This window comes from Diaphorobacter ruginosibacter (assembly GCF_040396215.1).
Taxonomy (GTDB): domain Bacteria; phylum Pseudomonadota; class Gammaproteobacteria; order Burkholderiales; family Burkholderiaceae_C; genus Diaphorobacter_A; species Diaphorobacter_A ruginosibacter_A.
This window is the reverse complement of sequence record NZ_JBEBOW010000029.1, coordinates 1-22,514: the sequence shown is the minus strand read 5'-3', so window position 1 is coordinate 22,514 and position 22,514 is coordinate 1. Positions and strand designations below refer to the sequence as shown.

The 22,514-nt window shown below is 65.0% G+C and carries 22 protein-coding genes; 13 read left to right on the top strand and 9 right to left on the bottom strand.

What is annotated here, in order from left to right; genetic code table 11:
• Window positions 1-27 precede the first annotated feature (27 nt).
• The 9 genes from rseP to ABWP92_RS05830 all read left to right on the top strand — a co-directional run bounded on the left by rseP (window position 28) and on the right by ABWP92_RS05830 (window position 9,172).
• Complete coding sequence (gene rseP / locus ABWP92_RS05870; RefSeq protein ID WP_353234427.1) at window positions 28-1,401, top strand: RIP metalloprotease RseP; 1,374 nt, start codon at window positions 28-30, stop codon at window positions 1,399-1,401.
• A gap of 41 nt (window positions 1,402-1,442) precedes the next feature.
• Window positions 1,443-3,737: an outer membrane protein assembly factor BamA gene (bamA, locus tag ABWP92_RS05865; RefSeq protein ID WP_353234426.1), complete on the top strand. Its 2,295-nt coding sequence runs from the start codon at window positions 1,443-1,445 to the stop codon at window positions 3,735-3,737.
• On the top strand, window positions 3,737-4,255 hold the full coding sequence (locus tag ABWP92_RS05860; protein WP_353234425.1) for an OmpH/Skp family outer membrane protein: 519 nt from the start codon (window positions 3,737-3,739) through the stop codon (window positions 4,253-4,255). Before bamA ends, ABWP92_RS05860 begins: the two co-directional genes overlap by 1 nt.
• Window positions 4,256-4,285: 30 nt before the next feature.
• Window positions 4,286-5,269 (top strand): UDP-3-O-(3-hydroxymyristoyl)glucosamine N-acyltransferase, encoded by a 984-nt coding sequence (lpxD, locus tag ABWP92_RS05855; RefSeq protein ID WP_353234424.1) that lies wholly within the window; start codon window positions 4,286-4,288, stop codon window positions 5,267-5,269.
• A 12-nt stretch (window positions 5,270-5,281) separates the two neighbouring features.
• On the top strand, window positions 5,282-5,722 hold the full coding sequence (gene fabZ, locus ABWP92_RS05850) for a 3-hydroxyacyl-ACP dehydratase FabZ (RefSeq protein WP_187596210.1): 441 nt from the start codon (window positions 5,282-5,284) through the stop codon (window positions 5,720-5,722).
• Between the two features lie 22 nt (window positions 5,723-5,744).
• Complete coding sequence (gene lpxA / locus ABWP92_RS05845) at window positions 5,745-6,533, top strand: acyl-ACP--UDP-N-acetylglucosamine O-acyltransferase (protein WP_353234423.1); 789 nt, start codon at window positions 5,745-5,747, stop codon at window positions 6,531-6,533.
• A 27-nt stretch (window positions 6,534-6,560) separates the two neighbouring features.
• On the top strand, window positions 6,561-7,727 hold the full coding sequence (gene lpxB, locus ABWP92_RS05840; RefSeq protein ID WP_353234422.1) for a lipid-A-disaccharide synthase: 1,167 nt from the start codon (window positions 6,561-6,563) through the stop codon (window positions 7,725-7,727).
• Window positions 7,696-8,334 carry a ribonuclease HII gene (gene rnhB / locus ABWP92_RS05835; protein ID WP_353234421.1) on the top strand — a complete coding sequence of 213 codons (639 nt, stop codon included), beginning with the start codon at window positions 7,696-7,698 and terminating at the stop codon, window positions 8,332-8,334. Before lpxB ends, rnhB begins: the two co-directional genes overlap by 32 nt.
• Before the next feature lie 79 nt (window positions 8,335-8,413).
• Window positions 8,414-9,172 (top strand): TrmH family RNA methyltransferase, encoded by a 759-nt coding sequence (locus ABWP92_RS05830; RefSeq protein WP_353234420.1) that lies wholly within the window; start codon window positions 8,414-8,416, stop codon window positions 9,170-9,172.
• A 92-nt stretch (window positions 9,173-9,264) separates the two neighbouring features.
• On the opposite strand, the gene ABWP92_RS05825 is transcribed toward ABWP92_RS05830, so the two are convergent.
• The 8 genes from ABWP92_RS05825 to ABWP92_RS05790 all read right to left on the bottom strand — a co-directional run bounded on the left by ABWP92_RS05825 (window position 9,265) and on the right by ABWP92_RS05790 (window position 17,794).
• The gene (locus tag ABWP92_RS05825; RefSeq protein ID WP_353234419.1) at window positions 9,265-10,872 is read right to left on the bottom strand and encodes a DHA2 family efflux MFS transporter permease subunit; all 1,608 of its coding nucleotides are present in this window, start codon (window positions 10,870-10,872) and stop codon (window positions 9,265-9,267) included.
• Window positions 10,873-10,890: 18 nt separating this feature from the next.
• Window positions 10,891-12,183 carry an HlyD family secretion protein gene (locus ABWP92_RS05820; protein ID WP_353234418.1) on the bottom strand — a complete coding sequence of 431 codons (1,293 nt, stop codon included), beginning with the start codon at window positions 12,181-12,183 and terminating at the stop codon, window positions 10,891-10,893.
• A 145-nt stretch (window positions 12,184-12,328) separates the two neighbouring features.
• Window positions 12,329-13,810 carry an efflux transporter outer membrane subunit gene (locus ABWP92_RS05815; RefSeq protein ID WP_353234417.1) on the bottom strand — a complete coding sequence of 494 codons (1,482 nt, stop codon included), beginning with the start codon at window positions 13,808-13,810 and terminating at the stop codon, window positions 12,329-12,331.
• 69 nt (window positions 13,811-13,879) lie between these two features.
• On the bottom strand, window positions 13,880-14,437 hold the full coding sequence (locus ABWP92_RS05810; protein WP_353234416.1) for a MarR family winged helix-turn-helix transcriptional regulator: 558 nt from the start codon (window positions 14,435-14,437) through the stop codon (window positions 13,880-13,882).
• A gap of 202 nt (window positions 14,438-14,639) precedes the next feature.
• Entirely contained in the window at window positions 14,640-15,113 is a 474-nt protein-coding gene (locus ABWP92_RS05805; protein ID WP_353234438.1) for a CopD family protein, read from the bottom strand.
• A gap of 53 nt (window positions 15,114-15,166) precedes the next feature.
• Window positions 15,167-15,592 carry an RNA-binding S4 domain-containing protein gene (locus ABWP92_RS05800; protein WP_353234415.1) on the bottom strand — a complete coding sequence of 142 codons (426 nt, stop codon included), beginning with the start codon at window positions 15,590-15,592 and terminating at the stop codon, window positions 15,167-15,169.
• Window positions 15,593-15,662: 70 nt separating this feature from the next.
• Window positions 15,663-17,105 carry a sensor histidine kinase gene (locus tag ABWP92_RS05795; protein WP_353234414.1) on the bottom strand — a complete coding sequence of 481 codons (1,443 nt, stop codon included), beginning with the start codon at window positions 17,103-17,105 and terminating at the stop codon, window positions 15,663-15,665.
• Window positions 17,102-17,794: a response regulator gene (locus ABWP92_RS05790; RefSeq protein ID WP_353234413.1), complete on the bottom strand. Its 693-nt coding sequence runs from the start codon at window positions 17,792-17,794 to the stop codon at window positions 17,102-17,104. The genes ABWP92_RS05795 and ABWP92_RS05790 overlap by 4 nt, the downstream gene beginning before the upstream one ends.
• 137 nt (window positions 17,795-17,931) lie before the next feature.
• Between ABWP92_RS05790 and ABWP92_RS05785 the strand changes: the two genes are divergently transcribed.
• The 4 genes from ABWP92_RS05785 (at window position 17,932) to ABWP92_RS05770 (ending at window position 21,906) form a co-directional block, all read left to right on the top strand.
• Window positions 17,932-18,891, top strand: coding sequence for a Bug family tripartite tricarboxylate transporter substrate binding protein (locus tag ABWP92_RS05785; protein WP_353234412.1), 960 nt, complete (start codon window positions 17,932-17,934; stop codon window positions 18,889-18,891).
• Window positions 18,892-19,128: 237 nt separating this feature from the next.
• Complete coding sequence (locus tag ABWP92_RS05780; protein ID WP_353234411.1) at window positions 19,129-19,686, top strand: tripartite tricarboxylate transporter TctB family protein; 558 nt, start codon at window positions 19,129-19,131, stop codon at window positions 19,684-19,686.
• On the top strand, window positions 19,686-21,209 hold the full coding sequence (locus tag ABWP92_RS05775) for a tripartite tricarboxylate transporter permease (protein ID WP_353234410.1): 1,524 nt from the start codon (window positions 19,686-19,688) through the stop codon (window positions 21,207-21,209). Before ABWP92_RS05780 ends, ABWP92_RS05775 begins: the two co-directional genes overlap by 1 nt.
• Window positions 21,210-21,600: 391 nt before the next feature.
• Window positions 21,601-21,906, top strand: a complete 306-nt coding sequence (locus tag ABWP92_RS05770; protein ID WP_353234437.1) for an ArsR/SmtB family transcription factor — start codon at window positions 21,601-21,603, stop codon at window positions 21,904-21,906.
• 102 nt (window positions 21,907-22,008) lie between these two features.
• Here ABWP92_RS05770 and ABWP92_RS05765 read toward each other — a convergent pair whose 3' ends face one another.
• Complete coding sequence (locus tag ABWP92_RS05765) at window positions 22,009-22,425, bottom strand: DsrE family protein (protein WP_353234436.1); 417 nt, start codon at window positions 22,423-22,425, stop codon at window positions 22,009-22,011.
• Window positions 22,426-22,514: the final 89 nt, after the last annotated feature.

Here is a 22,514-nt window from a genome sequence, read left to right as displayed (position 1 = left end):
ATCCGTTTGCTCTCGGGAGATGTTTTCATGCTGACCATCGTTGCCTTCGTGGTTGCACTCGGCGTACTGATCGCAGTGCACGAATATGGCCACTACCGCGTGGCCGTGGCCTGCGGCGTGAAGGTGCTGCGCTTTTCGGTCGGATTCGGCAAGCCGCTCCTGCGCTGGCAGAAGAAGGGCTCGCCCACCGAGTTCGTGCTCGCGGCCTTTCCGCTGGGCGGCTATGTGCGCATGCTCGATGAGCGCGAGGCCCCCGTCGCCCCCGAGGAGCGCCATCTGGCGTTCAATACCCAGCCGCTCGGATCCCGCGCCGCCATCGTGGCGGCGGGGCCGATCGCCAACCTGCTCCTGGCCGTGCTGTTGTACTCCGTAGTCAACTGGAGCGGAGTGCAGGAGGCCAAGGCATTGTTGGCCAATCCGGTTGCCGGCTCGGTTGCCGAGAAAGCCGGGTTGCAGGGCGGCGAGCTGGTGGTGGGAGCGGCGCTGGGTGAAGATGAGATCGAGCCTGTTCAGTCCTTTGAAGACGTGCGCTGGGTGCTCACGCGCGGCGCGCTCGATGGCGTGGATGCGCGTCTTTCCGTCGAACCGCGCCCCGGGGCGCAGCCGCGCGAGATCACGCTCGGTCTGGCGGCGCTCGACGCCAAGGACGCCGACCTGGAGCTGTTTCGAAAGATCGGTATCCTCAATCCCTGGACCAGGCCGGTGCTTGGCGAACTCATGGAAGGCGGCGCGGCCGCGCGCGATGGCCTGAAGGCGGGTGACCTGGTGCGCCGGGTCGGGGCCGTCGCCGTGGTGGACGCCCAGCAGTTGCGGGAGATGATCCGCGCCTCGGTCAAGGATGACGCGCCGCTCAGCCAGATGTGGCAGATCGAGCGCGAGGGCCGGTTGATGGAGCTCGCCGTCGCTCCCGAAGTGTTGCATGATGAAAATGGTTCTTTTGGACGTATCGGCGCTTTCGTTGGCGAACCGCCCGCGATGGTGACGGTGCACTATGGGCTGTTCGAAGGCTTCTGGAAGGGCGTGCAGCGCACCTGGGAGGTCTCGGCCCTCACGCTGCGCATGATGGGCCGCATGGTGATAGGCGAGGCGTCGCTGAAAAATCTCAGCGGTCCGCTGACCATTGCCGACTATGCGGGCAAGTCGGCCAGCATGGGATTCACGCAGTATCTGATCTTCATGGCGTTGATCAGCGTGAGCCTTGGCGTACTGAACCTGTTGCCTTTGCCCGTTTTGGATGGGGGGCACCTGATGTATTATCTTTGGGAGGGCGTCACGGGGCGCGGAATATCCGATGCCTGGATGGAAAGGCTTCAGCGCGGCGGTATTGCGGTGCTGCTGGTCATGATGTCCATAGCGCTTTTCAATGATGTTTCCCGGTATGTAACCCGGCTTTTTGGCTAAACCTTTTGCCACGGTGCTGCGGTGCTGGCTTCGATTCACACATGAAAAAACAATTCAATAGCTTGGGCGTGCGTACTGCAACCGCGGTCGCTGCGATGGTTCTGGCGGCTCAGGCTTGGGCATTGGATCCGTTTCGGGTGCAGGACATCCGCGTCGAGGGTCTGCAGCGTGTTGAACCCGGCACCATCTTCGCGTCGCTGCCGCTTCGTGTCGGCGACGAATATACCGACGAGAAGGGCACCGCGGCCATCCGCGCGCTGTTCGCGCTCGGCCTGTTCAAGGACGTGCGCCTGGAAGCCGCCGGCAACGTGCTGGTCGTGGTAGTCGAGGAGCGTCCCACCATCGCGGACGTGGAGTTTGCCGGCACCAAGGAATTCGACGGCGACACGCTCAAGAAAGCCATGCGCGACGTGGGCCTGACCGAAGGCCGTCCGTTCGACAAGGCGCTGGCCGACCGCGCCGAGCAGGAACTCAAGCGCCAGTACATCAACAAGAGCATGTACGGCGTGAATGTGGTGACAACGGTCACGCCGATCGAACGCAACCGCGTGAACCTCACCTTCACCGTGATGGAAGGCGAGCCCGCGAAAATCAAGGACATCCGCATCGTGGGCGCCAAAGCCTTCAGCGAGTCCACGCTCAAGGATCAGTTCGACCAGGATACGGGCGGCTGGCTGAGCTGGTACACCAAGTCCGACCGCTATTCTCGCGCCAAGCTCAACGCCGACCTGGAAACACTGCGCTCGTACTACCTGTCGCGCGGCTACCTGGAATTCCGCATCGACTCGACGCAGGTGGCCATCTCGCCCGACAAGCAGGAGATCACCATCACCGTCAACATCACGGAAGGCAACCCCTACGTGGTGCAGGCAGTGAAGCTCGATGGCAACTACCTCGAGCGTGACGACGAGTTCAAGTCCATGGTCACGATCCGCCCGGGCGAGCCCTACAACGCCGACAAGGTGGCCGAAACGACCAAGGCCTTCACCGATCACTTCGGCAATTTCGGCTTTGCGTTCGCCAAGGTCGAAGCCATCCCCGAAATCGATCATGAGAACGGCCGCGTCGTGCTCACGCTGCACGCGGAGCCCTCGCGCCGCGCCTATGTGCGCCGCATCAACGTGAGCGGCAACAACCGTACGCGCGACGAGGTGATCCGCCGCGAGTTCCGGCAGTTCGAATCGTCCTGGTACGACGCCGACAAGATCAAGCTGTCGCGCGACCGCGTGGACCGCCTGGGCTTCTTCACCGAGGTGGACGTGGAAACGCAGGAAGTGCCCAACGCCCCCGACCAGGTCGACCTGGTGGTGAACGTGAAGGAAAAGCCCACGGGCTCGCTGACGCTGGGCGCGGGCTTCTCCAGTGCTGAAAAGATCTCGCTGTCCTTCGGCATCAAGCAGGAGAACGTGTTCGGCTCGGGCAATTACCTGGGCGTTGACGTCAACACCAGCAAGTACAACCGCGCGCTGGTGTTCAGCAGCACGGATCCCTATTTCACCAAGGACGGCATCTCGCGCACGCTGGATCTGTACTACCGCACGGCCAAGCCGTATGCGGACATGGGCGGCGACTACCAGTTGATCACCGCGGGCGCCAGCGTCCGCTTCGGTATTCCGTTCAGCGAGATCGATACCGTGTTCTTCGGCGCGGGCCTTGAAAACACCCGCATCAAGGAAGGCACGAATATCCCCGCGGCATACCTTGCCTACATGGAGGAATTCGGCGCCAGCAGCTTCTCCATTCCTCTGACCATCGGCTGGGGCCGCGATAGCCGCGACAGCGCGCTGGCCCCGAATTCCGGCCGCTACCAGCGCCTGAATTCCGAAATGTCGCTGGCGGGCGATGCCCGCTATGTGAAGGCGAACTATCAGTATCAGCAATACGTGCCGCTGAACAAGAAGTTCACGCTCGCCTTCAACGGCGAACTGGGCTGGGGCAAGGGCCTGAATGGCCAGCCGTTCCCGGTGTTCAAGAACTTCTACTCGGGCGGCTTGGGATCGGTGCGCGGTTTCGACCAGGGCACGCTGGGTCCCCGCGACGTGACCGGCTCCGTATTGGGCGGACCCAAGAAGGTCACCCTGAATGCAGAATTGATTGCACCATTCCCGGGTGCGGGCAATGACCGTACGCTGCGCATCTTCGGCTTCGTGGATGCCGGCAACGTGTACGGTGAAAAAGAAAATTGGGAGTTGAGTGACTTGCGCGTGTCGACTGGCCTGGGGTTGAGCTGGATTTCCCCTCTTGGTCCACTGCGTCTTGCCTTCGCACAGCCGGTGCGTAAATTTGCCGGCGATAGAATCCAGAAACTGCAATTCCAGATCGGAACATCTTTCTAATGACATCCCTTTCCCGTCACATTCCCTTGGTCGTCCTGTTGGGTAGCCTGGCTGCTGCAGTGCCTGCGCAAGCCCAGGAATTCAAGGCTGGCTTCGTCAACACCGACCGCGTGTTCCGCGAGGCCAATTCCGCCAAGGCCGCCCAGGCCAAGCTGGAGCAAGAGTTTTCCAAGCGTGAAAAAGAACTGGTCGACCAGGGCAACGCCCTGAAGGCGGCCAACGACAAGTTCGAGCGCGAGGCGCCGACCATGGCGGAAAGCCAGCGCGCGGCGCGCCAGCGTTCGCTCGTCGAGCAAGACCGCGACTTCCAGCGCAAGCGCCGCGAGTTCCAGGAAGACCTGAGCTCGCGCAAGAGCGAAGAACTGGCCGCTGTGCTCGATCGCGCCAACAAGGTCGTCAAGCAAGTGGCCGAGTCCGAGAAGTACGACGTCATCCTGCAGGAAGCCGTGTACATCAACCCCAAGCTGGACATCACCGACAAGGTGATCAAGGCGATGAACGCCAGCAACGGCAAGTAATTTCATTCAACTGGCAGTGACGGGTTTCGCGTGAGCTTGCGACTGGGACAGATCATCGATGAACTGGGTGGCAGTCTGGAGGGAGGGGATGTGGGGATGGAAATTCTCCGCATTGCTCCGCTCGAGACGGCCGGTCCGGACGATCTGGCCTTTCTGAACAACCCGCGCTACCAGAGCCAACTGGCCGCCTCCCGGGCGGCCTGCGTCATTGTGGCGCCCGCAATGCGGGACGCCGCCGTGGCGCGCGGCGCCTGCATCGTCACGCCGGATCCCTACGTCTATTTCGCGCGCCTCACCCAGATGTGGAAGCGTGCGCACGCCATGGGCGCGCAAAGCGGCATACACCCCAGCGCGGTGGTGGACCCCGAGGCGATGGTCGATCCCAGCGCTTTCATCGGGCCGCTGTGCGTGGTGGAGCGCGGCGCGCGCATTGGCGCGCACACGGTGCTCAAGACGCGCGTCAACGTGGGTGAGCGCTGCGTCATCGGCGAGCGCTGCATCATCCATCCCGGCGTCGTGATCGGTGCGGACGGTTTCGGCTTCGCGCCCAGCCGGGGGGAGTGGGTGAAGATCGAGCAGCTCGGCGCGGTCCGGATCGGCAACGATGTCGAGATCGGCGCGAACACCTGCATCGACCGCGGCGCGCTGGAGGACACCATAATCGAGGACAGCGTGAAGCTGGACAACCTCATTCAGATTGCGCACAACGTGCATATCGGGCACCACACGGCCATGGCCGGATGCACGGCGGTCGCTGGCAGCACGAAGATCGGCGCGCATTGCATGATCGCCGGCGCGGCCTCGATCATCGGGCATCTCACTATTGCCGATAATGTGCACATCTCGACGAACACGGTGGTCATGCGCTCGATCCCGCAGGCCGGTCACTATACGGGCGTATTCCCGTTCGACGACAATGCGAGCTGGGAAAAGAATGCGGCCACGCTCAGGCAGCTCTACAAGCTGCGCGAGCGGGTCAAGGCTCTTGAACAAACAATCAAAAACGACGGTTAGACCGCTGAAAACATGATGGACATTCACCAAATCCTCAAGCTCCTTCCACACCGCTATCCCTTCCTGCTGGTGGATCGCGTGGTCGAGCTCGAGCGCGGCAAGCATATTCAGGCGATCAAGAACGTCACCATCAACGAACCGTTTTTCACGGGCCATTTCCCGGCGCGCCCGGTCATGCCAGGCGTGCTGATGCTCGAAGCACTGGCCCAGGCGGCGGGCCTGCTGTCGTTCGACATGATGGGCGAGGCGCCCGGAGACGACAAGGTGTTCTACTTCGTGGGCATCGACGGCGCGCGCTTCAAACGCCCGGTGGAGCCAGGCGACCAGCTGATCCTTGAAATCGATCTCGACCGCATCAAGGGCGGCATCTACAAATTCAAGGGCGTGGCCCGCGTGGGCGACAGCGTTGCCTGCGAAGCCGAGATCATGTGCACCATGCGCACCGTGGCCTGACTTTCAGCGGAGTCATCGGTTCGTGTCCAACATTCATTCCACTGCCATTGTCGATCCCGCGGCGCGCATCGACGGCACGGTGACAGTGGGGCCCTATGCAGTCATCGGGCCGCATGTCAGCATCGCAGCCCGCACCAGCATCGGGCCGCATTGCGTCATCGAAGGCCACACCACCATTGGTGAGGACAACAAGATATTCCAGTTCGCGTCGCTGGGCGGCGTGCCGCAGGACAAGAAGTATGCGGGCGAGCCCACGCGCCTGGAGATCGGCAGCCGCAACACGATCCGCGAGTTCTGCACGTTCAACCTCGGCACGGCGCAGGATCGCGGCGTGACCAGCATCGGCGACGACAACTGGATCATGGCCTATGTGCACATCGCGCACGACTGCGTGGTGGGCAATCAGGCGATTCTCGCCAACAACGTCGCGCTGGCCGGCCACGTCCAACTGGGCGACTGGGTGATCGTTGGCGGGTTGACGGGCGTCCATCAGTATTCCCGCATCGGCGCGCACGCGATGATCGGCTTTTCCAGCCGCATCTCTCAGGACATACCTCCGTTCATGATGGCGGAGGGCAACCCCCTGGCCGTGCGCGGCCTGAACGTGGAGGGGCTGCGCCGCCGGGGCTTCTCGGCGCAGCGCATTGCCGCGATCAAGCAGGCGCACCGCGTCCTGTATCGCCAGGGCCTCACGCTCGAAGCCGCCATCGGCGCCCTGGGCTCCCTGATCGATGAACACCCCGAAGCCGCCGCCGATATCTCCGGGCTGCGTGATTTCGTGGCCGCTTCGCAGCGCGGCATCGCCCGCTGACCGAAGAGCCTCTTGCCGGATTCACGAATGTCTGCAGACAGCAGTCCCAAGGTCGCCATGGTCGCCGGAGAGACTTCCGGCGATCTGCTTGCCGGCCTTCTGCTGGACGGGCTGCGCGAGAAATGGCCAGGGGTTGCGTCCTTCGGTATTGGCGGCCCGCGGATGCAGGAGCGCGGCTTCGATGCCTGGTGGAACAGCGAGCGCCTGGCCGTGCATGGCTACAGTCTGGAGCTCGTGCAAAAGCTGCTTGGCATCCTGAAGATCCGCAGGCAACTGCGGCAAAAGCTGCTCGCCGATCCGCCCGATGTATTCATTGGCGTGGATGCGCCCGATTTCAATCTCGGCCTGGAAGGCCAGCTCCGGGCAGCCGGTGTCAGGACCGTCCACTTTGTCTGCCCGTCCATCTGGGCCTGGCGCGCCGAGCGTGTCAACAAGATCCGCGCAAGCGCCGGTCACGTGCTGTGCATCTTCCCTTTCGAACCCGATCTGCTGGCGAAGCACGGCATTGACGCGACCTATGTGGGCCATCCGCTGGCGCGCGTCATCCCCATGCAACCCGACAAGGCGGCGGCCCGCGCCATGCTGGGCCTGGGGGCGGGGGATGAAGTCCTGGCGATCCTGCCGGGCAGCCGTTCGGCCGAGGTGGCTTATCTCGCCAGGCCGTTCTTTCTGGCCGCGGCGCAATTGCTCGGGCAGCGGCCTGAACTGAAGATCGTCGTGCCTGCCGTCGAACGCCAGCGTGGGCGGATAGAGGCCGTGGCGCGGCAGTGCGGCGTCGCCGATCGCGTGCAGATCGTCTCGGGGCAGTCCCATGCCGTGCTTGCAGCATGCGATTGCACGCTGATCGCCAGCGGCACGGCCACGCTGGAGGCGGCACTGTACAAGCGGCCCATGGTGATCTCGTATCGCATGCACCCCATCAGCTGGCGGCTCATGAAGCGCAAGCAGTTGCAGCCCTGGGTGGGCCTGCCCAATATTCTCTGCGGGGATTTCGCCGTCCCTGAACTGCTTCAGGACGCCGCCACGCCCCAGGCTCTGGCCGGCGCGGTGACGCAGTGGCTGGACGCATATACGCGGCAGCCCGATAAAATCCACACGCTTGAACAGCGCTTCACCGAGCTTCATGAAAGCCTGCTGCGCGATACTCCGAAATTAGCAGCAGATGCGATCGAAAAAATCCTTGCCAAAGGCTGAACAGGCCAGTTTCGACTGGCATCCACCGGGTCTTGTTGCGGGGGTCGATGAAGCGGGACGCGGTCCTCTAGCCGGCCCCGTGGTGACGGCAGCCGTCATCCTGGACGATATGCACCCCATCGCGGGCCTGGCAGATTCCAAGGTGCTGACCGCGGCCCGGCGTGAAAAACTCTATGACGAGATCCGCGCCAAGGCGCTGTGTTTTTGCATTGCCGAAGCCTCGGTGCGGGAGATCGACGAGGTCAACATCCTGCAGGCGACCATGCTCGCCATGCGCCGCGCGGTGATGGGCCTGCGCCTGAAACCCGTGCGCGTGCTGGTTGATGGCAATCGCCTGCCGCAGCTCGACGTGCCGGCCGAGGCCATTGTGAAGGGCGACGCGCTGATCCAGGCGATCTCCGCTGCTTCCATTCTTGCCAAGGTCACGCGCGATCGCTGGTGCCAGCAACTGCACCAGCGCTATCCGCAGTATGGCTTTGACGCGCACAAGGGCTACGGCACGGCGGTGCATCTGGCCGCGCTGCGCGAGCATGGCGCGTGTCCCGAGCACCGGCGCAGCTTTTCGCCTGTGGCCCAGGCATGCCTTGCCAGGCGGGACGCCGCGTGAATCGCCGCCGGTGTAAGCTGGCGGCCGCCTTTGTTTTTGATGCTTTGATGGATTGTGAGTTATGGCCGCAGCCGACCCCATGTTGATTCAATCCCGCGACAACGCGCTGATGAAGGATCTGCGCCGCCTGTCGCAGGACAGCACGGCCTACCGCAGGCAGGGGCGTGTGTGGCTGGAGGGCGATCATCTGTGCGGCGCGGCGCTGGCGCGATCCATGAAGCCGCAGATCGCCGTGTTCGCCCAATCGTTCTGGCCTTTCGCTTCAGCGGAACTGAAGCAGGCCGCCGACAGGAACGTGCTCATTGCCGACGTGCTGTGGCGCGACATCAGCGCCCTGGAGTCTCCCGCGCAGATGGGGTTCGTCATGAACCTTCCCGATGCGGCGGTGCTCGATCCGCACGCGCCCACGGTCGTGCTCGATCGCCTGCAGGATGCGGGCAATGTCGGATCGGTGCTCAGAAGCGCATCGGCCTTTGGTTTCACGCAGATCGCGGCCATCAAGGGCACGGCGGCGCTGTGGAGCGCCAAGGTGCTGCGCGCGGGCATGGGTGCGCATTTCGCACTGCGGCTGGTCGAAGGACTGTGCGATGAGGATATTGCGGAGCTTCGGGTGCCGCTGCTCGCCACCAGCTCGCATCAGGGCGACTTCCTGCACCGCTCGCGCCTGCCCTGGCCCTGCGCATGGCTGATGGGGCATGAAGGGCAGGGCGTTTCCGATGCGCTGCAGCAACGCGCCTTCGCGCATATCCGCATCGCGCAGCCCGGAGGGGAGGAGTCGCTGAACGTGGCTGCCGCGGCGGCGATCTGCCTGCACGCGAGCGGGGCCGCGCGCGGTTGAAGGGCCGCTCCTGCTCGACGGCATCTGTGCGCGCTGTTGGTGCAAGGCATCGGTGATCTCCTCGCAGCCGCGCGGAGATCATGGACGATTTCTCAGTGCGCTCCAGCCGCCTCCGCTCCGCCGCCACCGTGCGCGGCGGGACGTTTGGTCAGCCAGATCAGCACGATCAGGCCAATGAACATGCAGGCCGAGGCGTAGAAGATGTCGTTGGCCGCCATGGTGAAGGCCTGCTGGTCGATGAGCCGGTTGATCTGCGCCAGTGCCTGCTCCTGGCTCAGGCCCGCGGATTTCAGCCCCTGCAGGCTGATGGCGAAGGGGCCCTGGCCCTGGACGAGCAGTTCGGTCAGGTGCGCATGGTGCATGGCAGCGCGGTTTTCCCACAGCGTGGTGGCAATGGACGTGCCCATGGCGCCCAGCGTGATGCGCACGAAATTGCTCAGGCCCGCAGCCGCTGGAATGCGCTCCGGCGGCAGGCCCGCCAGGGTGATGGTGGTCAGCGGGATGAAGAAGAACGCCATCGCGCCGCCCTGGATCAGCGTGGGAATCAGGATCTGCTCGAAGTCCGTGTCGGTGCTGAAGCGCGAGCGCATCCATAGCACCAGTCCGAACACGCAGAAGGCGAGGGTGGCCATTTTGCGCGGGTCCCAGACGCTGACCTTGCGGCCCACCAGCGGCGTGAGAATGATGGCGAGAATGCCGACCGGCGCAAGCGCCATCCCCGCCGACGTGGAGGTGTAGCCCATCCACTGCTGCAGCCACAGGGGCAGCAGCACCACGTTGCCGAAGAATACGCCGTAGGCGATCGACAGGGCGATCGAGCCGGCCGCGAAATTGCGCCTGAGGAACAGGCGCAGGTCCACGACGGGATGGTCGTCGGTCAGTTCCCAGACGATGAATACGGCAAAGCTCACCACCGCCAGAATGGCGAGCGCGATGATGGTGTTGGACGCGAACCAGTCGAGTTCCTTGCCCTTGTCGAGCATGAGCTGCAGCGCGCCCACCCACAGCACGAGCAGCGTCAGTCCGATGGTGTCGATGGGCAGTTTGCGCGTGGGCGTCTCGCGCTCGCGGTAGATGCTCCAGGTCATGACGGCCGAGAGCAGGCCCACGGGCACGTTGATGTAGAAGATCCACGGCCAGGAAATGTTGTCCGTGATCCAGCCGCCCAGCAGCGGGCCCACCACCGGTGCGACCAGGGTGGTCATGCCCCAGAGCGACAGCGCCACGCCGGCCTTGGATGCGGGATAGCTCGACAGCAGCAGCGTCTGGGAGAGCGGAATCATCGGGCCGGCGACCGCGCCCTGCAGCACGCGAAAGAGCACCAGCATTTCAAGGGACGAGGCAAAGCCGCACAGCCATGACGTGAGCACGAACAGCAGCACGCTCATCGTGAACAGGCGCACCGCGCCAAAGCGCTGGGTGAGCCAGCCGGTGAGCGGGACCGAGATGGCATTGGCCACGCCGAAGCTCGTGATCACCCACGTGCCCTGGCTGGGGCTCACGCCCACGTCGCCCGAAATGGCGGGAATGGCCACGTTGGCGATCGATGAGTCGAGCACGTTCATGAACGTGGCGAGGGACAGCGCCAGCGTACCCAGGGCGAGCGAGGCGCCCTTGAGCGGCTGCGGCCGCGCGGGTATTGCGGGCGCAGGCGGCGCGGCGCGCTGCGGATCGGCGGATGAAGGGGTGGAAGCCGACATGTGTTGTTGCCTATCCGCTTACTTGGTTTGGCTGGCGTTCGCGGCGGGAGCCGGAGCTGTCTGCGGGGGCAGCGCCGGCAGCTCGGTGAGCGGCGGCAGATTCTTGCCCGCGATGATCTGCGCGATGCGCGCCTCGGCCTGGGGCATGGATGCTTCGTACAGAGACGTTTGCGCCACGGGGCTTTGGCGTGGGGTGCTGGCGAGCATCGTGCCCTCCTTGTCGCGGATGTCGGTCTTCACCTCCATCGACAATCCCACGCGCAACGGGTTCTTGGCGAGGTCTTGCGGATCGAGGCTGATGCGCACCGGAACGCGCTGCACCACCTTGATCCAGTTGCCGGTGGCGTTCTGCGCCGGCAGCAGCGAGAACGCCGCGCCCGTGCCCGCGCCCAGGCCGACGATGGCGCCGTGATAGGTCACCTTGTCTCCATAGACATCGGCCTGCAGCTCGGTCTTCTGGCCGATGCGCAGGTCGGCCAACTGGCTTTCCTTGAAGTTCGCATCCACCCACAGGTTGTGCAGATCCACCACGGTCATCAGCGGCGAGCCCGCTGCCACGCGCTGTCCAAGCTGTACGCCGCGCTTGGCGACATAGCCCTCGACCGGTGAAATCAGACGTGTGCGCTCCAGCGCCAGATAAGCCTCGCGCACCTTGGCCGCTGCCGCGAGCACGGCGGGATAGTCGGCGGAGTCGCTGCCCTTGGTCGTGGCCTCGGCCGCATCGAGTTGCGCGCGCGCCGCCTGCACCGCGGCCTGCGCGGCGATCACCGCATCCTTGGCGGCCTTGGCCTGCGCCTGGGCGTGGTGGAATTCTTCCTGGCCCACCGCGCCGGTCAGCGTCAGGGGACGGCGGCGTTCCACGTCATCGGCGGTGCGGGCGGCCTCGGCCTGCAGGCGCGAGAGATCCGCCTGCTTGGCCGCGACCTGCGCCATCAGCGGTGCGTTGTTGGCATAGAGCGTGCGGGTCTGGCGCACGGTCTGCGCGAGCTGCGATTCGGCTTGCGACAGCGCCACCAGCGCATCGGCGGTGTCCAGTTGCACCAGCAACTGGCCGGGCTTGACGTAGTCGGTGTCGTCGGCGCCGATGCTGATCACCGTGCCGCCCACCTGCGGCGTGATCTGCACCACGTTGCCGCCGACGTAGGCGTTGTCGGTGGTCTGATAGTTGCGGGCCACCATCCAGTGCCAGCCGCCCCATGCGACGGCGGCGACGACGACGGCGGCGGCAATCACGGTCAGCCCCTTGCGGCGGCCTTGGGGGTTTCCGGTGGACTGGGGGGCAGCGTTGGAAGGCTTGGTTTGTTCTGTCATGTTTCGGCGCTCTGTTATTCGTTGAAATGGTTTTGCGGCCGGGGCGGATGTCTGGCGGCATTTCCTGCATGCCCAGGCGGCCCCGCGACGAGCCGTCAGGCTCGGGAAAAAATGGGAAAGCGGATCTGCATTGGCAAGGGGCTGGTCAGCGTTGGCTGCCTGCCTGGACCGACGCGGTGTCGTCCCGCCAGCCGCCGCCCAGCGCGGACATCAGCGCAATGCGCGAGTCGAGCTCCCGGGCCCGCAGTTCCACGGCCAGCTTGCGCTGCGTGATCACCTGGGTTTCGGTATTGAGCACGACGATCTGGCTGGCCAGCCCGGCCTGGTAGCGCTGGACCGCGAAGTCGTAGGCGCGCTCGGCCTTGGCGAGGGACTCGGTCTGCAGCCGGTTCTGGCGTTCGAGCGATTGCACCGAAGCAATGGCGTCGCCCGCGGACTTCACCGCATCGAGGACCACCGTGTTGTATTGAGCGATGGAGGTGTCCAGGTCGGCCTGCCTGCCGCGCAGTTGCGCGCGCAGCCGCTCGCCCTCGAAGATCGGCAGGCGCAGCGCGGGCGTCACGCCGAACTGGCGCGAACTGCCCTTGAACAGGTTGTCGAAACCCAGGGCGCTCAGTCCGGCCAGGGCGGTCAGGTTGATGTCGGGGTAGAAATCGGCGCGCGCGCTGTCGATGCCGTGCGTGGCCGCTTCGACGCGCCAGCGCGCGGCGACCACGTCGGGGCGGCGGCCCAGCAGGTCGGCGCCCAGGACGGTGGGCACGCGCTGAACCTGCAGGACGCCCAGTTCCGGCGTGAGCGCGGCCTGGGCATCGGGCGCCTGCGCGCACAGCACGGCGATGGCCCGGCGGGCCAGCGTGATCTGCTCGTCCAGCATCTCGATCTGCGTTCCAGCATCCGGCAGGCCCGCTTCGGCCTGGGTCAGCTCCACCTGGCTGTCCAGGCCCTGGCGCGTGCGCTGCTGGCTCAGGTCGAGCAGCAGCTTGCGCTGGTGGAGCGTGCGTTCGGCCACTTCGCGCTGGGCGAGCAGCCGCGCGAGCGTGACATAGCTGCGAGCCACTTTCTCTGCGAGCTGGTTGGCGGCGGCGGCGCTGTCCGCCTTGGCGGCGCGGGCCTGGCCGAGCGCGGCTTCGAGTTCGGCGCCGTAGCGGCCGAAGAAATCGGGCGTCCACGACAGGCCCAGTTGCAGGTCGGCGCTGTTGTAGATATTGCCCGCGACCGGCGCCGGGATCATGCCGTTGGCCGTGTAGCGCTGGCGCGTCGCATCGGCGCTCAGGGTGCCATGGATATCGGTGGCCGTGCTGCTGGCCTGGGCCATGGCGGCGGCCTTGTCGAAGCGCGCATGGCTGGCGGCGAGGCTGGGGCTGTCTTGCAGCGCCTGCTCGATGAGCGCATCGAGCCGGGCGTCGCCCAACTGCTTCCACCAGGAGGGCTGCGCGAGGGCGTCGGCCTGGGCGGGAGCGGCCTCGCCCGCGGGCGAGGCAAGGCCCAGGTCCTGGGCTCTCAATTCCTTGTATGCGGGATGGTCGGGGCCCTGGAAGGCGCAGCCGGCAAGTGCGAGCGTGGCGGCCAGGGATGCCGCGGCCAGCGGGTAGAGCGCATGGGGCGCGCGGGAGTTCAGGAGTGGCATGGGTGCCTGCTTTGGTAAAACGTGAAAACGGAAGACTGTTGTTGTGAATCTGGGTCCAACGCTCAGCGCTCAACAATGAGGCCTGTGCTTGGCCGCGGCGTGCGGCGGCAGCGGCTCGCCGGCCGACCCGGGTCGCAGCGCGTCGCCGTTGTGCAGCATGCGCTTGAGCATGCTGAGCATGAGCCTGCATTCATCGTGCGAGAAGCCGGTGAGATGCTTGTTGATGACGCGCGAGAGCACCTGCGGAACCTCGCCCGCGATGCGCCGGCCTTCGTCGGTCAGGGCCAGGTGCACGACGCGGCGGTCCGAGGTGGAGCGTTCGCGGCGCAGCAGGCCCTTGGCTTCGATGCGGTCGAGCGCCCGGGTCACGGATGCGGGGTCCATTCCCAGGTCCTTGGCGAGGTGGGCGTTCGTGGTCTCGGCGCACAAGAACAGCTTGTACAGAGGCAGCCATTGCACATAGGTCAGGCCGTGGCCCGCCAGCTGCGCATCGGCCTGCTGCAGGATCGAGCTGAGCACGCGCCGCATCAGAAAACCGGCGCTTTCGGTGGGAAGGTAGGTGTCCGACCGATAGAAATACGTGCTCTCGTCCTCGGCGTCCACGACAGGACTGTCATCGCTCTTCATGGTTTTTGTCTAGGCAATAGTTGATAAGTCAAATATATCGTTGGGGATTATTGCGCTTTTTCGCAGTGCTTGCCCGGCACTGGCGGCCTTGGGGTTATTGAGCGTGCGGACCGCATCCCGTGCCGGATCGCGCAAATGAAAAGGCCGACGCGCGAACGTCGGCCTGTGCTGTGGGGAGCGGGAAAGGAAATGCCGCGCGGCGTTAACCGATCGGAAGCCGGATCGCGGCGATGATCACCAGCCCCAGCGCCAGATTCAGCGCCACCAGCTTGCGGATGCCCGCCAGCGCCGCGCCGCCTGCGGCCCAATCCTTCGCTTCGACCGCCTTGTCCAGGCGTTTGTAGAGCGCGAAACGGATATACCAGAACACGGCGATCATGATCACGCCGAGCGCCGCCATGACGATCCAGGACAGCGGCATGGAGAATTGCGCGCCCGCCTGCGCCGCCATGCCGTGCACCGAACCGATCAGCCCGATGCCGCTGAGCAGCACGAGCACAGCCAGGACCAGCACCACGCAGAAGAAGCGGCTCAGCACGTCGCGCATCAGCTTGATACGCACGGGTGCATCCAGTTCCTGCAGCGCGGGGCGCAGAAAGAAATGGGCGAAGAACATGCCCCCCACCCAGATGACGATGGAGATCAGATGAATGAGCTTGAGGATGATGAACAACAGCATGGGGTGTCTTTTCTTTCTTGATTTGATGGGTATGCGGCGGGCTTCGCCGCTCATTCGTCGAGCGATGCGCTCCAGCGGTCGCCCCAGTCGTGGCGTACCTGGTCGATCTGGCGGCGGTCACGCTTGGTGGGGCGGCCTTCGTTGAGCGTGGCGGCGGGTTCGGGCGCCAGGCGGCGGCGCTCGGCGGCTTCGGCGCGGGCCTTCAGGCTGGCGTCGGTTTCCTGGTAAAGCTGCTGGGCGACCGGGGCGGGGCCGCGCATGTTGCTGAGCGCCTGGACGACCACCGTGCGCTGCACCACGCCCTGGCGCAGCGCCACGGTGTCGCCCACGCGCAGTTCGCGGGCGGCCTTGGCGGCCTGCTGGTTGACCGTGACGCGGCCCTTGCCGATTTCATCGACCGCGACGCTGCGCGTCTTGTAGAAGCGGGCGCACCAGAGCCATTTGTCCAGGCGCATCGATTCGAGTGCTTGATTCATTCGCGGATTGTGCCGCCAACCGGGCTTTGCGGCACGTGGGCGGGTCGGCGGCAGGGGAAATACCCCGCCTTCAGCGCATGGGCAGCAGCACGTTGACGTCCAGGCCCTCGACGCGGCCGGAACCATCCACGCGGTTCTCCAGAGCGATGCTGCCCCCATGCGCCTGCACGATCTGCCGGCAGATCGCCAGGCCCAGGCCCGAGCCCGTGTGCGCATCGCCGGCGCAGAAGGGCTGGAACAGGCGGGTGGCCAGTTCGTCATCGATGCCCGGACCTGTGTCGGATATCGTCATCAGCGCCTGTGCCGCGCCGCTCGCGCGCAGGCTGACGTTGAGCGTGCCGTGCCCGGGCGTGTGCCGGATCGCGTTGTGCAGGAGATTGCGGCAAAGCTCGCGCAGCATCCATTCGTGCGCGCGGAGCAGGACCGGAGCGGTGTGGATGCCGAAGTCCAGGTTCTTCTGCGCTATCAGCGGTGAGATGTCCAGGGCCACGTCGCGCAGGATTTCGTCCCAGCGCACGGGCTCGGGATGGCTTTGCTGGCTCAGTTGCTCCACCTTGGCGAGCGCGAGCATCTGGTTGGCCAGCTGTGTGGCCCGCTCGACCGTGCCGCCGATCTCCTGCAGCGCGTCGCGGTGCGGCAGATCATCGCGCAGCGCCGATTGCACCTGGGTCTTGAGCACGGCCAGCGGGGTGCGCAATTGGTGGGATGCGTCGCGCACGAAACGCTGCTGGTGCTCCAGCAGGTGCGACAGGCGCTGCATGACATCGTTGGTGGCATCCACCAGCGGCTGGAGTTCGCGCGGCGCGGTGGCCGAATCGATGGGCGAGAGATCGTCTTCCGCGCGTCTCTGAATGGCTTCGCTGAGCTGGCGCACGGGGCGCGTGGCGCGCTGCACCACCAGCACGACGATGAGCGCGATGATGCCCAGCAGGACGAGCTGCCTGGCCGCCGTGTCCTGCATGATCTGCAGCGTCGCGGCGCGGCGCAGCTCCAGCGTCTCGGCGACCTGGATGACCGCCATGCCCCGGCCCTGCGCGCTCGCCACGGGCTGCAGCAGGACCGCGACGCGGACCGGCTCGCCGCGAAACTCCTCGTCATAGAAGTCGACCAGGGCCGCATAAGGCGGGCGCGGCGGAATCTTTCCGCGCCACGTGGGCAATTCGGCAAAGCCCGAGACCAGTTCGCCGTGCAGGTTGGAGACGCGGTAGAACATGCGGCTCTGATTGTCGGCCTCGAATGCTTCCTGCGCGGAGTAGGGCACGATGGCGCGCAGCTCCGCCATGTCGTCATAGCCGACGACGTCCAGTTCTTCGCTGATGCTTTTGGCCGATGCGAGCAGGGTGCGGTCATATGCCGTGTTGAGCGCGACCAGCGCCTTGCGGTAGAGGCTGTAGGTATTGAAACTGACCACCAGCAGGGTGGGCGCAAGGATGCCCGCGAGCAACTGGCGGCGCAGCGACCAGCCGCGCCAGCGGGACCTTCCGGATGCGAGCGGCGCGCCCTGGCGTTTCACTGGTCGGCCTTGAGCAGATAACCCAGGCCGCGCAGCGTCATCAGCGACACGCCGGTATCCGCCAGTTTCTTGCGCAGGCGGTAGACCACGACTTCGATGGCTTCATACTGCACGTCGCTCTGGCCGGGAAACACGGCTTCGTACAGGCGCTCCTTGCCGAGGGCGCGTCCGGGGTGCGCGAGCAATGCGCGCAGCAGCGCCTGCTCGCGCGGCGAGATCTCCATCGGCTCGTCGCGCAGGTAGAACATGCCGGTGTGCCTGTCATGGCGCAACAGTCCCAGCGTGACCTGCGATGGCGTGGAGGCCTGGGGCTGCGCTTCCTGCTGGTCCGCGCTGCGGCGAACCAGCGCCCGCAGGCGGGCTTCCAGTTCATCCAGATCGAACGGCTTGGGCAGGTAGTCGTCGGCGCCTGCGTTCAGTCCGCGCACACGGTCGCCGACGGTGCCGCGCGCCGTCAGCACCAGCACCGGCGTGCGCACTCCGCTGGCACGGGCCTGCTGGAGCACTTCAAGGCCATCAAGGCCCGGCAGCGTCAGGTCCAGCACCACGGCGTCATGCGGCCTGGCCGCGAGTTCCGCCAGCGCGGCCACGCCGTCGCCAAGCGCCGTGACCTGAAAGCCGCGCCGCGAGAGCGAGCGCTGCAACGTGGCGCGCATCGTCGCGTCGTCTTCAACCAAGAGCAATTGCATGGCCGGGACATTAGCAGTTGGCCGCGCTTGAAATGCGGCCGGCTGCTCCGTGTTATCCCTGATATGGCGGACAGCGTTTTGACAGTTTGATTGCGCATCATGGCATCCGTAATTCCATACAACAGGAGATGAGACCTATGCGTCGTGACACCTTTCTGAAATCCATGGCCGCCCTGGCCGCGGCTGGCGCGCTGCCGCTTTCCGCGCGCGCGGCGGTGGCGATGAAGATGATGCTGCCGGCCAACCCCGGCGGCGGCTGGGACACCACGGGCCGCGCGCTTGGCAAGGCGCTGCAGGATGCGGGCGTCGCTTCTTCGGTCACCTATGACAACAAGGGCGGCGCGGCCGGCGCGATCGGCCTGGCGCAGTTCGTCAACGGCTCCAAGGGCGATCCCAACGCACTGATGGTGATGGGGGCCGTGATGCTGGGCGGGATCATCACCGGCAAGCCGCCGGTCAACCTGAGCCAGGCGACGCCCATTGCGCGCCTGACCAGCGAGTACAACGTGTTCGTGCTTCCCGCCAACTCGCCGTTCAAGACGATGGCCGATGTGATCGCCCAGCTCAAGAAGGATCCGGGCAGCGTGAAGTGGGGCGGCGGCTCGCGCGGCTCCACCGAGCACATCGCGGCCGCGATGATCGCGCGCGAAGTGGGCGTCGATCCCGCCAAGATCAACTACGTGGCCTTCCGTGGAGGCGGCGAGGCGACGGCGGCCATCCTGGGCGGCAACGTCACCGTGGGCGGCAGCGGCTACAGCGAATTCGCCGAATACATCACCGCCGGAAAGATGAAGCCCATCGGCGTCACGTCCGGCCAGCGCCTGAAGGGCCTGGATATTCCCACGCTCAAGGAGCAGGGCATCAACGTGGAGATCGGCAACTGGCGCGGCGTGTATGGCGCGCCCGGCATCAGCGCCGATCAACGCAAGGCGCTGGTGGCGGCGGTCGAAAAGGCGGTGAAGAGCAAGGCCTGGGCCGAGGCGCTGGAGAAGAACGACTGGACTCCCGCATGGCTGAGCGGCGATGCGTTTGCCGCCTTCGTGGACCAGGAGTTCGCAAGCCTGCGCGCCACCATGGTCAAGTCGGGCATGGTCTGATCGGACGCCCCGGCGCTGACGCGCGCGCCGCCCCTTGATCGTCCTGGCGTGCGCGCGCTTCATTGATCCAGGCATTTCCGCAATGAACGAAGAACACCCTTGAAAACAAGGGTGGAGGGTGGCTGCCGTGCCTCGATGGCGGTCTCTCGCGTGGGCGGCGCGGCGGGAGGGGCCTCTGTTCATTCCTTCGATCCACGACCCACCATCAACAACCCACAGGCAGAAGCAGGCGCGACCATGTCAGAAGTCTCATCCTCAACCCCGATGGCGCCGCCAGCGGTGGAATCCTCCATTCCATCTCCCCGATGGCAGGCGGCGGTCGGTGCGAGCGTGCTCGTGGTCGCCGCCGTCATGGCCGCGGGCGCGCTGCAGATTCCGGGCGATGCCGGCTACGGCGGCGTCGGGCCCAACTTCATGCCCTGGCTGTGCGCCGCGGTGCTGGGCGTGTGCGGCGTACTGCTGGTCTGGGAGGCCTTGTCGGGCGGCTACCGCCACATGGCCGATCCCGGCGGCGCCAGGCGCGCGCAGCTTGTTCCCTTTGCGTGGGTGACGGCGGGCCTGTTGCTCAACGCGGCCCTGATCACGCACGTGGGGTTCATCGTCGGCTGCACGCTGTGCTACGCGCTTGCCGTGCAGGGACTGCGCCGCGCTGAATGCCAGTCGGGGCTGCTGACGCCGCGCAGGCTGTGCATCGATGCGCTCACCGGGCTTGTCATCTCCGCGCCGGTGTTCTGGGTGTTCACGCAATTTCTGGCGATCAGCTTGCCGGGCCTGACGGAAACAGGGTGGCTGTGATGGAAATCTTCAATGCATTGATGCAGGGCTTCGCCACGGCGATCTCGCCCGCGAATCTTTTGTGGGCGCTGGTGGGCTGCGCGCTGGGGACCGCCGTCGGCGTGCTGCCCGGCATCGGCCCGGCGGTGGCGGTGGCGATGCTGCTGCCCATCACGGCGAAGGTCGACGTCACGGCGTCGATGATCTTCTTTGCCGGCATTTATTACGGCGCCATGTATGGCGGATCAACGACTTCCATCCTGCTGAACACGCCGGGAGAGACGGCGAGCATGGTGACGGCGATGGAGGGCAACAAGATGGCCAAGAGCGGGCGCGCCGGCGCCGCGCTGGCTACCTCGGCCATTGGCTCGTTCGTTGCCGGCACCGTGGCGACGGTGGTGGTGACGCTGTTCGCTCCCACCGTGGCTGATTTCGCGGTCAAGCTCGGTCCGCCGGAATACTTCATGCTGATGGTGCTGGCGTTCACCACGGTCAGCGCGGTGCTCGGGCAGAGCAGCCTGCGCGGCATGACGGCGCTGTTCATCGGGCTGGCTCTCGGCTGCGTGGGCATGGACCAGATTTCCGGCGCGGCGCGCTACACGGCAGGCCAGATGGAGCTGCTGGACGGCATCGACATCGTGCTGGTGGCGGTGGGCCTCTTCGCGGTGGCCGAGGTGCTCTACAACGCCGTGTATGAAGGCAAGGCGGACGAGTCGCAGAACAAGCTGAGCAAGGTCTATATGACCAGGCTCGAATGGAAGCGCTCCATTCCCGCATGGATTCGCGGCACCGTCATCGGTACGCCATTCGGCTGCATTCCCGCGGGCGGCACCGAGATCCCGACCTTTCTGTCCTATGCCACCGAGAAGAAATTGGCCAAGGGCGACAACAAGGCCGAATTCGGCACCACCGGCGCGATCGAGGGTGTTGCAGGCCCCGAGGCCGCCAACAATGCCACGGTGACGGCGGCGCTGATTCCGCTGCTCACGCTCGGCATTCCCACCAGCAATACGACGGCCGTGCTGCTGGGGGCGTTCCAGAACTATGGCATCAACCCCGGGCCGCAGCTGTTCAGCAGCTCGGCCGCGCTGGTCTGGGCGCTGATCGCCTCGCTCTACATCGGCAACATCATGCTGCTGGTGCTGAACCTGCCCATGGTGGGCATGTGGGTGAAGCTGCTGAAGATTCCGCGCCCCCAGCTCTATGCGGGCATTCTGATATTTGCGACCGTCGGCGCGTATGGGATGCGCCAGAGCACGTTCGACCTGTTCCTGCTGTACTTCATCGGGCTGCTGGGAGTGCTCATGCGCAGATATGATTTCCCGACCGCTCCGGTGGTGGTCGGCATGATCCTGGGCCCGCTGGCCGAAGCGCAGATGCGCAACGCGGTCGCCATCGGCGAAGGAAGCTGGCTGATCTTCCTGCAGCGTCCCATGTCGCTCACGCTGCTGGTGATCGTGCTTCTGGTGCTCATCGTGCCGCGCGTGCTGCGCTATATGTCCAGCCGCAGGATCGAGTTCATCGAACCGCCTGCCGCCTCTTGATGAACCATTCACGGGCACTGTAAAGTCCAAGGGCGGCCACTTCCCGGAGTGGCCGCTTTTCTTTTATATTATTGAAATCGCGTTAATCTCCAGTTGGTTCTATTTGTTGCACATTGGAGAGAGAAGTCACGGAAATAGACACATCAAGACACTTTTCGGGGTGCTCATGTTGCTGTACGCAAACATGCGGATGCGCTTTAATCAGCGTGGATTGATACACAACAGAGTTCGCCGAGGTCGGCGCCGTGTGCGCGAGGTCAGTGAGCCTAAACTTCGCAGCATGCCTATACGCAAGATCTGGCCACCATCTCGCCGTTATCAGACCCTCACCGAATTCGGTGATCTTTCAGTTGGTCGCCAGCTGTTGCACAACCCGTTGCAGGAGTTCCCGATGGACGCCGAAGTGATTGATGATGACCGTGTTTATGAAAATGCAGCCGAGCTGTTCAGGGCCATGGCCGCGCCCATGCGATTGCGCATCATCAGCGCGCTTTGCAATGGCGAGAAGAATGTCTCGGAGCTGCTTTCATCCATAGACACCACGCAGCCCAACATGTCCCAGCATCTGAACACGCTCTACCAGGCGGGCATCCTCGGGCGCCGCCGGGAAGGCGTCAGCATCTACTACTACATCACCAACGAGAAGGTCGTGCAGATGTGCCGCAGCGTCTGCCTGCAGATGGCCATCGACGAATGATGTGCAGCCCCTGGCGGGACGGTTCACGCAAAAAAGGCAACCCGGTGGTTGCCTTTTTCGTTGGGGGCAGGGGCGGGAAGCCGCCGTGCCCGGACTGCGGGTTCAGGGCTTGAGGTAGGCATAGCCTTCCTTGGCCTGAAGCCGTGCGACTTCGGCCACGCCGGAGGGCACGATCGAGGTCTCCATCAGCAGCCTGGATGGGTCGATCTTGCGCGAATGCAGCGTGTTGTCGCATACCCTGAACTCCACGCCGCGCGCCGCCAGGGCGCTGACCTGGCCGCTGAATTCGCGGCCCTTGCTGTCCTTGGCGTCGCTGAGCAGGAAGTCGATACCGGGGCCATGCGTGACCACCACGATCTTGTCCTTCGGCGATGCGTTCAGCTCGTTGTTGATGTTGTTCAGGATGGCGGCGGCGGTTTCCACGCCGGTGTTGACGTGGTAGACCACCTTCACGTCCTGCGCGAAAGCGGCGCTTGCCATCAATGAAAAGAGACATGCGAGAAACAAGCGCTTGAACATGGTGAGCTCCTTGGTGGCCGTGTGTATTGCCTTGGAGCCGCTAACACAACCCTCGATACGTCGTTGCTTCGCCTTGTCGTACGCTTGTA